We start from the raw sequence: 14,078 nt of genomic DNA on the forward strand, positions 1-14,078 counted from the left end.
GGGTTCAAATCCCACCGTCACCGCCATGAAAACCCCCGAGAAATCGGGGGTTTTCTCATTCTCGACCAGTCGCCCCGTTACATCGCGGCTTGGATGCGCCGGTTGAGGTCATCGAGCTCGGCCATCACGTCGGACGCGGCCCAGACACGGTTCTTCTTGCGGCCAGTGACTTCCTGCACGAAGCCGGCGGCGACGAGCTGGTCGATGGCCCGGTACGCCTGGGAAGCGACGGATCCGGAGCGCCTCTCGATCTCATCCGATCCCATGACCGGAAAATCGTAGAACGAGGCGATCAGGGAAGCCGCGGCCGAGCCTGCCCGCGGCTTCAGCTCTGCTGCCCACTCGTCAGGCAGCGCTTTCAGCCGCGTGATGGTTTCGCGCGAGCACTCGGCAGCCGCGCGAGCAGAGCGGGCGAAGAGGTCGATGAGCGGTGCCGGGTCTCCGAGCCGGTACGCCCCGAGCGACGTGAAATAGTCGTCTCGACGTGCGAGCAGACCGCTGGCAAGCGGTACGACGGCATTGCGGGTGACGCCGCGTCGCCGGAGCACAGCTGAGACGAGCGCGCGGCCGATGCGCCCGTTGCCGTCGGTGAAGGCGTGGATGGATTCGAACTGCGCGTGACCGATCGCGGCCTGCAGCATGACCGGGACATCGTCGCGGTTGAGGTAGATGATCAGATCCGCCATCAATTCTTCGACGCGTTCGGGCGTGGGGGGTACGTGCAGTGCACCACGAGGAGAGTGATCGTTCCCACCGATCCAATTCTGCATGTCGCGCAGACGACCGGCATAGTCGGCCTCTTCCGGGGCGTCGATCATGAGTGCGCGGTGCGCGCGAGTGAGATCGACGAGCTCGAAGCGACCGCGTTGCCCGACCGTGGTGATGAGCTCGTGCAGCGCCGACGAGGCGGCGACCATGCTCGTCGCGGAGGGATTGCTTCTGTGGCCGGCGATCGCCTTCGCATAATCCACTGCGGATGCCGTGATTCGCTCGATCTTCGAGGACGCCACCGATTCCGATCGCACCATGAAGCGGCTGAGCGCCGCGGAGTGTCCTTCGGCGTCAGTGTCTGCTTGCGCGACGGCCAGGAGCGCATTCTCCGTAGTGAGTGCCAGGGGCAGAGGCGGCCGGTAGTCGAGGCCGCGGATCAACGGCGGGATCGTGGCGTCGATGGATCGGAGCATCCGATCTTCCTTCGTGCCGCCGCGCACGTGCTGCCGCCACGGCAGTGTCTCGACCCCGTGGGGTGGCCAGGGCAAGTCGGCGACTTCGACGCTCATAACCACAACTCTATCGCAACAAAGTGGTGTTTAGCGCGTTAACCACAATTGTCTCGAGCCAAAGTAGTGCCTACGGGCTACGGCGGTCGCAGCACCACCCCTACCGCGCCAGCGCCAACGCCGTCAGCTCGGCACGGGTGCTCGCGCCGACCTTGCGCAGCAGATTCGACACGTGGAACTTGACCGTGTTGGCACTGATGCCGAGCTGTGCGGCGATGGCCTGGTTGCGCTCGCCGGCAGTGACGAGGCGCAGCACGTCGTGCTCGCGCACAGTCAGAGGAACGCCGTCGACCAGCGGCGGGCTGTCGGAACGCGGGTCGAGGGGAAGACACACCTCGACCGACGACCCCCACCCCGGTGTGGCATCAACGCTCAGCACGCCGTCGAGCGAGGTGACGCGTTCGGCGATCGGGCGCAGCGAATCGTCGTGGACGCTCAAGTTGCCGCGCCCGTCATCTCGGATGCTGACGAGGAGGTTGAGTCCGTCGCAGTCCCACTGCACGCGGACGCGGTTCACATCACCCCCGTCCACGAGCCCGAGGATGGTGTTGCGGACGATCGCCCGCGCGGCGTGCGCGACCTCGCTGGGCAGCGCTCTGCCGGTGGCGGGCGGTTCGACGAACTGGATTTCCAGCGCCCCGAACCGCTCCAAGGGTCGCAGGTCGCTGCGCAGTCGCGCGAACGCACCGACGACCGGCTCGAGGATCGAACTGCGCTGCTCGTCGGCTTCGGTCCTCAGTCGCACCAGCGCCGCCGCCGCCGTATCGATCGCAGATGATCTCGCCGAACGGTCTTCGAGCCGCGGTGACCTCAGGATCGCCAGCAGCGACTCGAGCTCCAGCGCATGACGATCGGCCTGATCCGCGACCGTCCGATCGAGATCGACCAGCATCCGTCGTGTGCCGGGGGAAGCATCCTCGCTGTCCATGACGCCAACCTACCCGAAGGCTCCCCACCCGTCCGGGCGGGGAGCCTTCGGCCAGTGTTTACAGCGCGGCTGCGCCGGCTTCGGCGACCGAGTGGTCCTGCTCGCCGGACCCACCGCTGACGCCCACGGCTCCGATGACGGCGCCGTCGCGCACCAGCGGGATGCCGCCGGCGAAGATCGCGACCTTGCCGCCGTTGGTGTTCTGGATGCCGAAGAACTGCTGGGTCGGCTGCGCGTTGTCGCCGAGGTCCTTCGTCGAGATGTCGAACGCCTTCGACGTCCAGGCCTTGTTGATCGAGATGTTCACGCTGCCGATCCACGCGCCATCCTGGCGGACGTGCGCGATGAGGTTGCCGCCGGAATCGACGACCGCGATGTTCATCGGCTGGCCGATCTCGGTCGCCTTCTTCTCGGCGGCGGCGATGATGCGACGGGCGTCTTCGAGGGTGGCGGTTGTCATGATTACTCCTTGATGTATCCGTTGGGGTTGAGGACGTACTTCGTGGCGGCGCCCGCGTCGAACTCGGCGTAGCCCTGCGGCGCCTGGTCGAGCGTGATCGCCTTGGCGTTGACGGCGGCGGCGATCTTCACCTTGTCGTGCAGGATCGCCATCATCAGCTGCCGGTTGTACTGCATGACCGGGCACTGCCCCGTCGTGAACGACAGCGACTTCGCCCAGCCCGTGCCGAGACTGATCGACAGCGAACCGACCTTCGCTGCCTCATCGACGGCCCCCGGGTCTCCGGTGACGTACAGCCCCGGGATGCCGATGCCTCCGCCCGCGGACGTCACATCCATGAGCGAGTTGAGCACGGTCGCCGGAGCCTCCTTCGCCTTTGCCCCGTGACCCTCACTGCGAGCCTCGAAGCCGACGGCGTCGACGGCGGCATCCACCTCCGGCACACCGAGAAGCTGGCCGAGCTGATCGGGTACGGCGCCCTCGCCGACGTTGATGGTCTCGCAACCGAAGCTCCGCGCCTGCGCCAGGCGATCTTCGTTCATGTCGCCGACGACCACGACCGCGGCACCCAGCAGCTGTGCGCCGACCGCGGCGGCGAGCCCGACCGGCCCGGCACCGGCGATGTAGACCGTCGACCCCACCCCGACACCCGCGGTGACAGCACCGTGGAAACCGGTCGGGAAGATGTCGGACAGCATCGTCAGATCCAGGATCTTCTCCAGCGCCTGATCGCGGTCGGGGAACTTCAGCAGGTTCCAGTCGGCGTAAGGCACGAGCACGTACTCGGCCTGCCCGCCGACCCACCCGCCCATGTCGACATACCCATAGGCACTGCCCGGGCGATCGGGGTTCACGTTCAGGCAGATCCCGGTCTTGCCCTCCTTGCAGTTGCGGCAACGTCCGCACGAAATGTTGAACGGCACCGAGACGATGTCGCCGACCTTGATGAACTCCACATCCGGGCCCGCCTCGACCACTTCGCCGGTGATCTCATGGCCCAGCACCAGCCCCGCCGGAGCGGTCGTGCGCCCGCGCACCATGTGCTGATCCGACCCGCAGATATTCGTCGCGACCGTGCGCAGGATCACCCCGTGCGGAATCTTCCGCCCCACATTCGCCGGATTCACCCCCGGTCCGTCATGAAGCTCGAAGTCGGGGTAATCGGTATCGATCACCTTCACGACGCCAGGGCCTTCGTAAGCGACCGCTCTGTTTCCAGACATCATCGTCCTTCCTCTCGGGCGGAGGGTCTCCGCACGTCCAGACTGTCCCAACCGTGCAGAAGGCGATACCTACTCTCGAACCGTTCGGGCCTACCCGTTCGGGCAGGTCAGCCCTGATCCGGCAGGTCCCTGCGGGTCATCTGCCACGCGGCGATCGTCGCGCGGGTGCGGGCCGCGGCATCCTCGACCGTCATGCCCTGTGCGACCGCGAGCCCGACGAGATACGTCGTCAGCGGGCCGGCCGGTCGCACGACGCCATGCGCGGCGTCGCGGGTGAGGTCGAGCAGCAGGCCGACCGGATGCTGGTCGGCGCCGAGTCCATCGCCGAGTCCGAGGGATTCGGCGAGGGCTCGAACCCAGGCTTCGAGGTCTTCGGGAGCATCAGGCATGGTCGTCCTTTCGCGTGCTTCGATAGTCCTCGATGGCCGCCCAGGTATCAAGGTCGATGGCTGTGCCGCCATCGTCGACGGTTTGCAGCCGAAGACCGTCGAGCAGCGTCCGCATCGACAACCCGTCGACTTCTGGATGCTGCGTTACGGCGCTCCGCAGGGCAGACAGGCGGTACCGGCCGGCGAGCCACTGCATCCGCCCTTCGGCGTCCGCGGCGACGACCGCATCAGCGTCGCGGGGGATCGGCACGGCCGTGAGGCGCGCGACGAGTTCGGCCGCACGGGGCAGGTCGCACGCGAGCAGCCACGTTTCGACGGCATCCGAACCCTCCAGCGCGTCCACTCCCGCGGCGACCGCTGCCGCCGGCCCACCGAAAGGCGGGTTCTCCCGCACGACGCGGATGCCGGGGCGGCCGATGTCGGCAGGCCCCACGGCGACGATCGGCGTACACCCGCGAACCGCGGCGTAGACGTGATCGATCAGCGGGATGCCGTCGATCTCCACGGTCGCCTTCGCCACCCCGCCGAGTCGGGCCGACCGTCCCCCGGCCAGCACGATCGCCGCGGCGGCGGGAACGCTCACGACAGCACCATCACCGTCACGGGGTCGCCGGCTTCCACGCGTTCGGTATCGGCGGGAATGACGGCGAATGCGTTGGCGACGGCGAGCGAGGTCACGAGGTGCGAGCGGCTTCCGCCGTGCGTCGCCGGCCGGACGGTCTCATCATCGGCGACCACGGGGAGAAGCTGGACACGACCCTGCGGACTCGACCATGCGGTCGCCGCCGTGCGGACGACGCGTGGACGGTCGATGACGGCGAATCCGGCCATCTGTCGCAGAGCCGGGCGCACGAACATCTCGAAGGATGCTGCGACGCTCACCGGATTCCCCGGAAGGCAGAAAGCGATCAGTCCCGCATCGAGTACGCCGAACCCCTGCGGTCGGCCGGGCTGCATCGCGACCTGATCGAAGCGCACGCCGCGTTCTTCGCCGAGCACCGCCCGGACGACGTCGAACGCTCCGACGCTCGCCCCGCCGGAGAGGATCACGACGTCAGTGTCCAGACCGTCCAGCGTGCGCCGCAGTTCCGCGGGATCGTCTGCGACGATGCGGATGCTGGTGACGACGGCACCCGCATCGCGCACCGCGGTGCTCAGCAGCACGGAGTTCGACTCCGGTATCTGCCCGCGCCGCGGGGTGCCGGAGGGGGCGATGAGCTCGCTGCCCGTCGAGGCGATCGCGACGCGCGGAGCGCGGTGCACGGCGACGTGCTCGTACCCCGCTGACGCGATCGCGGATAGCTGCCACGGGCCCAGTACAGTTCCGGCTGTGACGGCCAGGGCGCCGGCCGGAGCATCCTCTCCGCGATAGCGGATGTGCGCACCGCGTTCCGGCGCGGCGAGCACCGTGATCTGCTCCGGTGCCACGTCGTGAGTCTCGGTGCCCAGGTCAGTCTGTTCCAGCGGCACGACGGCATCCGCGTCAGAGGGGAGTGCGGCACCGGTCATGATGCGCGCCGCTTCCCCCGGCGCGAGCGCGGGATCCTCGTCCGACCCCGCCGCCACATCGGCGACGATCCGCAGGGTCGCGCCGGCTGCGGCATCCGCTGCACGGACGGCGTAACCGTCCATCGCCGAGTTGTCGAAGAGCGGTGTCGGCCACCGGCCGGCCACGTCGGCGGCGAGTACCAGGCCCTGCGCCTCGGCGAGGCTGCTCTTTACCGCGGGCAGGCGGCCGGCCGCGCGGAGGATGCGCGCACGGTGCTCGTCGATTGTGATCATCGGAACCAACGCTAGCCGTCCCCGGTCTTGCGGGCGGGGGTACGCTCGGAGGCATGGGCCGGATCACGACACGGCGGTCGGTGATGAGGATCGCGCTGGACGATGCTGCGCACGATGGCGCGCACCGTCGCCTCGACACGCTCGCCGTCGAGGAACCGCTCGAGATCCGCGTCGGCGGAACGCCCCTGGCCATCACGATGCGCACGCCGGGGACGGATGTCGAGCTCGCCGCCGGCTTCCTCGTCTCCGAAGGAGTGATCGGGTCCGGCGAGGAGTTCCAGTCCGCGATCCACTGCGGTGGACCCGGCACCGGCGGCGTCGAGAACACCTACAACGTCTTGGATGTCGCCCTCGCTCCCGGCGTGCCGCCGCCTGCCCCCGACGTCGCCCGAGCGTTCTACACGACCAGCTCCTGCGGTGTGTGCGGGAAGGCCAGCATCGACGCTGTCGAGACCGTGTCGCGGTACGACGTTGCGGGGGACCCCGTCGTCGTGGATGCCGCCGACCTCGTCACGTACCCGGTCAGACTGCGGGAGAAGCAGGACGTGTTCGAGAAGACCGGCGGGCTGCACGCCGCGGCGCTGTTCGACGCCGCCACCGGCGAGTTGCTCGTGCTGCGCGAAGATGTCGGTCGGCACAACGCTGTCGACAAGGTCGTCGGCTGGGCATTGCTGAACGACCGGCTTCCGCTGCGCGGGACCGTGCTGCAGGTCTCGGGCCGGGCGAGTTTCGAACTCGTGCAGAAGGCCGTGATGGCCGGCATCCCGATCCTCGCCGCCGTGTCGGCACCCTCGTCGCTCGCGGCGGAGCTCGCCGAGAAGTCCGGTCTGACCCTGGTGGGGTTCCTGCGAGGCCGGAGCATGAACGTGTATGCGCATTCGCACCGCGTCACGGTGTCGCAAACCGCACCCGAAGACGATGCGCTCGTGATGGAAGGGGCAGGGCATGACTCGTCTTGATGATGACCGGAAACGTGGCGGTGCAGATCGGGGACGGACACTCGGGCTGATGTCCGCAGACGCCCGGCAAGGCGGCTACGGACCCGTCACCACGAAGCCGTGGTCGCAGCAGGACTACGAGCACCCCGCCGCCGGATGGGGCGCGGCCGTGTCGGTCGGCGAGGTGCTGCTGGAATCGAAGCGACCGGTGAGCGGCGCGCTGACGATGTTCACCATGAACCATCCCATCAAGGGATTCGACTGCCCTGGATGCGCGTGGCCGGATGACCAAAAGGGGCTCAAGCTCGACATCTGCGAGAACGGGATGAAGCACGTCACGTGGGAGATGACGCACAAGCGCGTCGGCAGCGGCTTCTTCTCGCAGCACACCGTCACCGAGCTCTCGCAGTGGACCGACTACGAGCTCGAGAACACCGGCCGGTTGACCGAGCCGATGGTCTACGACCCCGAGACCGATCGCTATGCACCGATCAGCTGGGACGACGCGTTCGCCCTGATCGGCGAAGAGCTGCGGGCACTGGACAGCCCGGACGAGGCTACGTTCTACACCTCCGGGCGGCTCAGCAACGAAGCATCCTTCCTCTACCAACTGATGATCCGCGAGTACGGCACGAACAACATGCCGGACTGCTCGAACATGTGCCACGAGGCATCCGGTCGCGCCCTGACGGCATCGATCGGCTCGGGCAAGGGGACCACGACCCTCGAGGACTGGGAAGAGGCGGACGCCCTGTTCTTGCTGGGTGTGAACGCCGCCTCGAACGCTCCGCGCATGCTGACGGCGCTGTCGGATGCTGTGAAGAACGGTGCGCAGATCGTGCACGTCAACCCGCTGATCGAGGCGGCATCTCGGCGCACGATCGTGCCGCACGACTTCGTCGACATGGCCTTGTTCAAGACGCACGAGACCGGAACCCTCGACCTGCAGGTGCGCATCGGCGGAGACATGGCGCTGATGCGCGGCATCGCGAAAGTCGTCTTCGAAGCGGCTGAGACCGACCCCGCGGCGCTCGACACCGCCTTCATCGCCGAACACACCCAGGGCATCCACGAGTACCGCGCGGTCGTCGAGGCGACGCCGTGGTCGGACCTCGTGGAGCAGTCCGGGCTCACCGAGGAGCAGATCAGGGCGGCGGGTGCGATCTATCTGAACGCCGACAAGACCATCATCAGCTGGTGCCTGGGCATCAGCCAGCAGGAGCACGCCGTCGACATGGTGCGCGAGTTCACGAACGTGCTGCTGCTGCGCGGCAACATCGGCCGGCCCGGGGCGGGACCGGCGCCGGTCCGCGGGCACAGCAACGTGCAGGGCAACCGCACCTGCGGCATCAACCATCACTCGCCCGCCTGGCTGCTGGACGCCCTCGACGAGGTCTGCGGGATCACGTCGCCGCGCGAGCCCGGGCTCGACACCGTCGCCAGCATCCGCGAGATGCACGAGGGCAACGTCAAGGTCTTCGTGAGTCTGGGGGGCAACTTCGTTCTCGCCGCACCCGACACGCGCTATACGGCTGAAGCGCTGAGCGGATGCCGGCTGACGGTGCAGGTGAGCACGAAACTCAACCGCAGCCACCTCGTGCACGGCGAGAAGGCGCTCATCCTGCCGTGCCTCGGGCGCACCGAACGCGACGAGCAGGAGAGCGGCCTGCAGGGCCAGACCGTCGAGGATGCCATGAGCATGGTGCACCTGTCCGTCGGCAAGAAGAAGCCCGCGTCGGAGCACCTGCTCTCCGAGCCGGACATCATCGCGCGGATGGCGCGGGCGACGATGCCGGGCAGTGCGACACCCTGGGAGTCCTACGCCGGGGACTACGGGCAGATCCGCGACGTGATGGCGCAGGTGCTCCCCGGGTTCGAGGGCTTCAACGAGCTCGTCCAGCACCCGAACGGATTCCGCATTCCGCAGCCGGCGCGCGAGCGCGACTTCCGGACGGCATCCGGTAGGGCGGACTTCTCAGCCCCCGCGCTGCACGATGTGCGCCCGGCAGCCGAAGACATGCTCGTGCTGCAGACCATGCGCTCGCACGATCAGTGGAACACGACGATCTACTCCGCCAATGATCGCTATCGCGGGGTGAAGAATCTGCGCGAGCTCATCTTCATGAACGAGGCGGATATGCGCGATCGGGGCATCTGGCAGGGCGACCTCGTCGACATCGTGTCGACATCAAAGGACGGCACAGAGCGCGAACTGCGCGAGTATCGTGCCGTGGCCTATGACACGCCGCGGGGAAGTGCCGCGGGCTACATGCCCGAGATGAACGTGCTGGTCGGCAACGCCGACTACAGCGCGCAGAGCGATCAGCCGCTGATGAAGAGCATCCACGTGCGCGTCACTCGATCTGCAGGTACCCACCCCAGTCGGAGCTGACGACCTTACCGTTCGCGAACTTCCCCGCCCCGTTTCCGGCGTACAGATAGAGGTCTCCGTTCGCGGCGCGGGCGATGATGTCGCCGCGTCGGTCGCCGTTGTAATCGACGCCGCCGGTGAAGGCGGTGAACGATCCCCACCCTCTGCCCACGACGACGCCCGCGCGGAAACCGGCCCTCAGACCGCCGTAGAAATAGAGAACGCCGTCGCTCGCCACCGCCATGATGTCGCCGAGACCATCGCCGTCGAAGTCGCCGCCGGCCATGAATGCGATCGACCCCCACCCGCTGCCGACGGTCGTGCGCGCCCCGGTGAGCGCTCCCGCACCGTTGCCGCGGTACAGGGTGAGGGCGCCGGACGCTGATACTGCGAGCACATCCTGAAGTCCGTCGCCGGAGAAATCGGCACCCGAGATGACGTGCCGCCGGGTGTCCCAGTCGACATCGAGCCTGCTGTACTGGCCGAATCCGCCAGAGGCTCCTCCGGCGTAGTACTCGAGGAGACCGTCGCTGCGGACGGCGAGCATATCCCCCCTGCCGTCGGCGTTCAGATCGGTGTGCGTCAGATGGCGGTACGCGCCCCATCCGCTGGTGATGACCGAAGCGGCGCCGAACGCGCCCTTGCCGTTGCCGGCGAAGAACTGCAGATCGCTGTCTGCGGCGATCCCCAGCAGGTCAGACTTGCCGTCGCCGTTGTAGTCGGCCGAGTTCGCGGGCGGAATCACGGACGTGCGCAAGCCGGGAAAACTCAGGGGGAGGGTCTTGCCCCGCGTGACACTCGACAGGCAGACGAAGCCGCCGTTGATGGCGGAGTACACCGATCCGTTCCGCCACACTTCGAAATGCAGATGCGCCCCCGTCGAGTTGCCGGTGCTGCCGACCACGCCGATCTGCTGGCCGCGCACCACGCGCGCACCGAGGGAGACCGATCCCTGGGAGACCATGTGGGCGTACCGGGTGACGTACCCGCCAGTGTGCTGGATGTCGACGTAGTAGCCGTAGCCATTGCTCCACGCGCGCGCCTTGATGACGCCGTCGTACGCGGCGAGGATGGGGGTGCCGCCCTGACCCGAGATGTCGATGCCGTTATGCGTCGGTCGGCTCGTGCCGCGGCATCCGTCCCCGACTTTGGACTGGATGGTGCCCGATGCCGGGTAGATCATCTGCCCATCGGTCGCCGCCACCGCGGGCGGCGCCGTCGAGACCGACGGCGCGATGACCCCGATGAGCACGGCCACCACGGTCACCATGGTGATGCGCGCCAGACGCCAGTGCGACGTTCGCTTCATGTTGTGTGCTCTCCACCTCGGCTGGCTCGAGAGCGCAGCAGCTGTCGAGGTCAAAGTACCAGCGAGAGGGCCTCTCCTCCGTGAGGCGGATCGTGCCGGATACCTCGAGTCCTGGAACGCATGCTCCGGACGCGACCGGGGGGATCGCCGACGCTCACGTCAGCGATCCCCCCGGAAGGCTCAGGTCAGCTCTTTCTCCTCGGCACTGGCCGCGATCCTGCGACGCCGAGCGAAGATCGCCAGCCCCCCGCCGAGGAGGAGCAGCAGCGCCGCGATCGCAATGACCACTCCGGAGATCTCCGCACCGGTGTTGGGGAGGGTGCCGTCGTTTCCGCCGGCACCGGCGTCGCCGTTCTCACCCGCGTCGGTCCCCGAGTCGGAGCCCGATCCCGAGCCCCCATCCGCGTCGCCGCCGTCTCCAGCACCATCTGCGTCGCCGCCGCCGCCGCCGGAGCCATCCGCGTCGCTGTCGCCCGGCTCTTCCGGCTCACCAGGATCGGTCGTGCCGTCGCCCTGCGCCACGAACATGCTGCCGAACTGCTCGAGGACGCCCGATTCGCCACCGGCCTCCGTGCTGCTGGCCGTCCAGGCATACATCGTGCCCTCGGTCAGTCCGGTCCACCGCACCGCGGCGGGGGTGCCCGACGGTACCGTCTCGGTGCCGATGACCTCATCGGTCGGCGTGGCCACCGTCATCCCGTCCGTCGCGAACGATGTCGTCCGCGTGCTCAGGTTGATCGGAACCGTGAAGTTGTCCTCCGCACCGTTGTAACGGTCGATGGGCTCGGGCGTCGTCTTGGGAGAACTGCCGTGGTCGTACGGTGTCGCGCCGAACTCGTCGAGGAACGGCGAGTAGGTGTCCACCGACATCGTGTTGTCCTCGGTGTTGAACTGCAGCATCCGCAGGAAGCTGGCCCCCATTGCGAGCTTGTCGCTCGTGAGGTGCTCCCACGAGCCATCGCCGTCGACGTCAATCTTGCCCTCGTCTTCGCCGGTGCCGAACACGCACTGCGTCGCGGTGTCCAGGCCCGCAGCGGCGCATCGCTCCTCGCTGAAGATCGTCTCCGCCGGCACCATGTACCCCTGGTAGTCGGCGAGCAGCTGAACAACCTTGTGCGAACCCTGCCCTGCGGCGATCGTCTCGACGCTGGTCCCGACGCCGTGGAAGTGGCCGCCGAGCACGAGGAACACGTTGTCGTTGGCGCGGACAACCTCGTCGTACAGCTTGCTGCCGTCTGCGCCCAGCTTTCCGGTCCTGCCATCGGGTTCCGAAGAGGACGAGACGTACCCGTGCGTGACGAGGATCCCGTTGCGGTCGGAGTACCGGGTGAAGACCGAATCGGCCCAGTCGGACTCCTCCTGCGTCACCCCGTACGACAGCCCGACCGCGACGAAGTCGAGTCCACCGGCCGAGAACAGCACGTAGTTGTTCGAGCTGTCCTCGCCCCGCGTCAGCACCTCGCCCGTCTCCGGGTCGGTCTCCTCATCCATCGTGTGGAACGAGGCGCCCGCCGGCCAGCCGTTCTCGGCCTGGTCGTAGTACTTGTCTGCCGTGAAGAACGCCGCGAACGGCGACTTCGGTCCGTTGTGCGTGCCGTTGAAGTTGTCGTGGTTGCCCGCGACTGCATGGCGATGGGGGAGGGCGCGGGAACGGCCGCGGCGCAGTCCATCGCCGACGACGTTGCGATCCCCGACCTCGACTACGCGACGCTGCGCTCGAGCTTGATCGAGCAGGGCGCTATCGTCGACTTCAACAATGTCGCGGCGCTCGCCGCCGAGAGCTGACGGGTCGCCTCATGAACGGTGCAGAGCACAGCGACCGGCTGAGCAGGGCCGTGCTGGCAACCCTCCCCGACGATATCTCGACCCCGTCGTACCTCGACGGAGACGTACGCGTCGGGATCGTGCACTTCGGCGTCGGCAACTTCCACCGCTCGCACCAGGCGATGTACATCGACCGGTTGCTGCAGGCGGGCGGCGCCGACGATTGGGCCCTCTGCGGCATCGGACTGCTCGAACGCGATGCGCGGATGCGCGACGTGCTGGCGGCGCAGGACGGTCTGTACACCCTCACGCTTCGGCACCCGGACGGCACCGACGAGACCGGCGTGATCGGATCGATCCGCCGGTTCCTGCACGCGCCGGACGACCCCGACGCCGTGCTTCGGCAGTTGACGGATCCGAGTGTGCGGATCGTGTCGCTGACCATCACCGAGGGCGGCTACGTGGAGGACCCGTGGGGCGGCAGGATCGCGACTGCCGACCCGCTCGTGATGGCCGAGACTGCCGGTGACCTCGCTGAGCCGCGCACCGCCTTCGGGTGGATTGTGGCCGCGCTGCGCGAGCGCCGTCACCGCGGGGTCGCTCCGTTCACGGTGCTCTCGTGCGACAACGTACCCGGCAATGGTGCCGTCGCGCGGAGCAGCGTCGAGGCGGTGGCGCGTCTGGTCGATGCGGAACTCGCCGATTGGGTGTCGTCCGAAGTCGCATTCCCCTCGACCATGGTCGATCGCATCACCCCCGTCACCGTCGAGGCTGACATCGAGCGCATCCGCGAGCGGTTCGGCATCGAGGATGCCTGGCCGGTCGCCACGGAACCCTTCGAGCAGTGGGTGATCGAGGATGACTTCCCGGCCGGTCGACCGGATCTCGGATCCGTCGGAGCGACAATGACCTCCGACGTGCACGCGTATGAGGCGATCAAGATCCGGCTCCTGAACGGCGGGCACCAGGCCATCGCGTACATCGGGCAGCTCGCCGGACATGAGTACGTGCACGAGGCGCTGGCGGAACCGGGGCTCGCCGCCTTCGTGCGCGAGTTCATGGAGCAGGATGCCGTGCCGACCCTCGTCGTGCCCGAGGGCTTCGACGTGTCGGGGTACATCGATGAGCTGTTCCGGCGCTTCACGAACCCTGCGATCGCCGACACTCTTGCGCGACTGGGCACCGATGCCTCGAACCGCATCCCCGCCTTCGTCGTGCCGACCATCGTGGACCGCCTCGGCGCTGGAGTGGTGCCCCGTGCCGGTGCGCGGCTCATCGCCAGCTGGCGGGAGTTCACACGGCGGGCCGCGCAGAGCGGGGCAGCGATCGCCGACGAGTCCGCCGCCGCGCTCCTCGCCGCGGCCAGCGGCGAACCGATCGAGTTCCTCACCGCGCAGCCGATGCTCGCCCCGTTGGCGGACGACGCCGGGTTCGCCGAGGCCTACGTCGCAGCTGCCGCTGACTTCACCATTTTCTGAACGACCGTCCGGGGCATAAGACCTGGTGCCAGAGCTGCGGCGGGGCGTATCGTTCTTGCCATGTCGGCCACACCGCTGCCCTCCGAAGGTGCCGTACCCGTCGACGGTCCGAAGAAGTGCGACGCCAGCGGCATGATCGAGATCCATCGGATGCTG

The 14,078-nt window shown here is 67.8% G+C and carries 13 protein-coding genes; 4 read left to right on the forward strand and 9 right to left on the reverse strand.

Annotation, left to right across the window (positions count from 1 at the left end; genetic code table 11):
• Positions 1-77: 77 nt before the first annotated feature.
• The 7 genes from ACTICP_RS14060 to ACTICP_RS14090 all read right to left on the reverse strand — a co-directional run bounded on the left by ACTICP_RS14060 (position 78) and on the right by ACTICP_RS14090 (position 6,062).
• Positions 78-1,280 (reverse strand): Fic family protein, encoded by a 1,203-nt coding sequence (locus tag ACTICP_RS14060; RefSeq protein ID WP_441893402.1) that lies wholly within the window; start codon positions 1,278-1,280, stop codon positions 78-80.
• 100 nt (positions 1,281-1,380) lie between these two features.
• Positions 1,381-2,208: a helix-turn-helix transcriptional regulator gene (locus ACTICP_RS14065; RefSeq protein WP_441893404.1), complete on the reverse strand. Its 828-nt coding sequence runs from the start codon at positions 2,206-2,208 to the stop codon at positions 1,381-1,383.
• Between the two features lie 58 nt (positions 2,209-2,266).
• The gene (locus ACTICP_RS14070; protein WP_441893406.1) at positions 2,267-2,668 is read right to left on the reverse strand and encodes a GlcG/HbpS family heme-binding protein; all 402 of its coding nucleotides are present in this window, start codon (positions 2,666-2,668) and stop codon (positions 2,267-2,269) included.
• 2 nt (positions 2,669-2,670) lie between these two features.
• Positions 2,671-3,891, reverse strand: coding sequence for a formaldehyde dehydrogenase, glutathione-independent (fdhA, locus tag ACTICP_RS14075; RefSeq protein WP_441893408.1), 1,221 nt, complete (start codon positions 3,889-3,891; stop codon positions 2,671-2,673).
• Positions 3,892-3,998: 107 nt separating this feature from the next.
• Positions 3,999-4,280 carry a DUF6457 domain-containing protein gene (locus ACTICP_RS14080; RefSeq protein ID WP_441893410.1) on the reverse strand — a complete coding sequence of 94 codons (282 nt, stop codon included), beginning with the start codon at positions 4,278-4,280 and terminating at the stop codon, positions 3,999-4,001.
• Positions 4,273-4,863, reverse strand: a complete 591-nt coding sequence (mobA, locus tag ACTICP_RS14085) for a molybdenum cofactor guanylyltransferase (RefSeq protein ID WP_441893412.1) — start codon at positions 4,861-4,863, stop codon at positions 4,273-4,275. The genes ACTICP_RS14080 and mobA overlap by 8 nt, the downstream gene beginning before the upstream one ends.
• Positions 4,860-6,062: a molybdopterin molybdotransferase MoeA gene (locus ACTICP_RS14090; RefSeq protein WP_441893414.1), complete on the reverse strand. Its 1,203-nt coding sequence runs from the start codon at positions 6,060-6,062 to the stop codon at positions 4,860-4,862. The genes mobA and ACTICP_RS14090 overlap by 4 nt, the downstream gene beginning before the upstream one ends.
• A 53-nt stretch (positions 6,063-6,115) precedes the next feature.
• On the opposite strand from ACTICP_RS14090, the gene fdhD reads away from it, so the two are divergent.
• Together fdhD and ACTICP_RS14100 are read left to right on the forward strand one after the other, a co-directional pair.
• Complete coding sequence (gene fdhD / locus ACTICP_RS14095; RefSeq protein ID WP_441893416.1) at positions 6,116-7,021, forward strand: formate dehydrogenase accessory sulfurtransferase FdhD; 906 nt, start codon at positions 6,116-6,118, stop codon at positions 7,019-7,021.
• A 49-nt stretch (positions 7,022-7,070) separates the two neighbouring features.
• Positions 7,071-9,392, forward strand: a complete 2,322-nt coding sequence (locus tag ACTICP_RS14100) for an FdhF/YdeP family oxidoreductase (RefSeq protein WP_441893418.1) — start codon at positions 7,071-7,073, stop codon at positions 9,390-9,392.
• On the opposite strand, the gene ACTICP_RS14105 is transcribed toward ACTICP_RS14100, so the two are convergent.
• Together ACTICP_RS14105 and ACTICP_RS14110 are read right to left on the reverse strand one after the other, a co-directional pair.
• On the reverse strand, positions 9,355-10,680 hold the full coding sequence (locus ACTICP_RS14105) for a peptidoglycan DD-metalloendopeptidase family protein (RefSeq protein WP_441893420.1): 1,326 nt from the start codon (positions 10,678-10,680) through the stop codon (positions 9,355-9,357). The genes ACTICP_RS14100 and ACTICP_RS14105 overlap by 38 nt on opposite strands.
• Positions 10,681-10,860: 180 nt before the next feature.
• Positions 10,861-12,171: an LPXTG cell wall anchor domain-containing protein gene (locus tag ACTICP_RS14110; protein ID WP_441893422.1), complete on the reverse strand. Its 1,311-nt coding sequence runs from the start codon at positions 12,169-12,171 to the stop codon at positions 10,861-10,863.
• 117 nt (positions 12,172-12,288) lie between these two features.
• Here ACTICP_RS14110 and ACTICP_RS14115 point away from each other — a divergent pair, with 117 nt between their 5' ends.
• Positions 12,289-12,465: a hypothetical protein gene (locus ACTICP_RS14115; protein ID WP_441893424.1), complete on the forward strand. Its 177-nt coding sequence runs from the start codon at positions 12,289-12,291 to the stop codon at positions 12,463-12,465.
• Between the two features lie 11 nt (positions 12,466-12,476).
• Positions 12,477-13,922: a mannitol dehydrogenase family protein gene (locus ACTICP_RS14120; protein ID WP_441893426.1), complete on the forward strand. Its 1,446-nt coding sequence runs from the start codon at positions 12,477-12,479 to the stop codon at positions 13,920-13,922.
• Positions 13,923-14,078 lie beyond the last annotated feature (156 nt).

Source organism: Microbacterium sp., from assembly GCF_052102115.1.
Classification (GTDB): domain Bacteria; phylum Actinomycetota; class Actinomycetes; order Actinomycetales; family Microbacteriaceae; genus Microbacterium.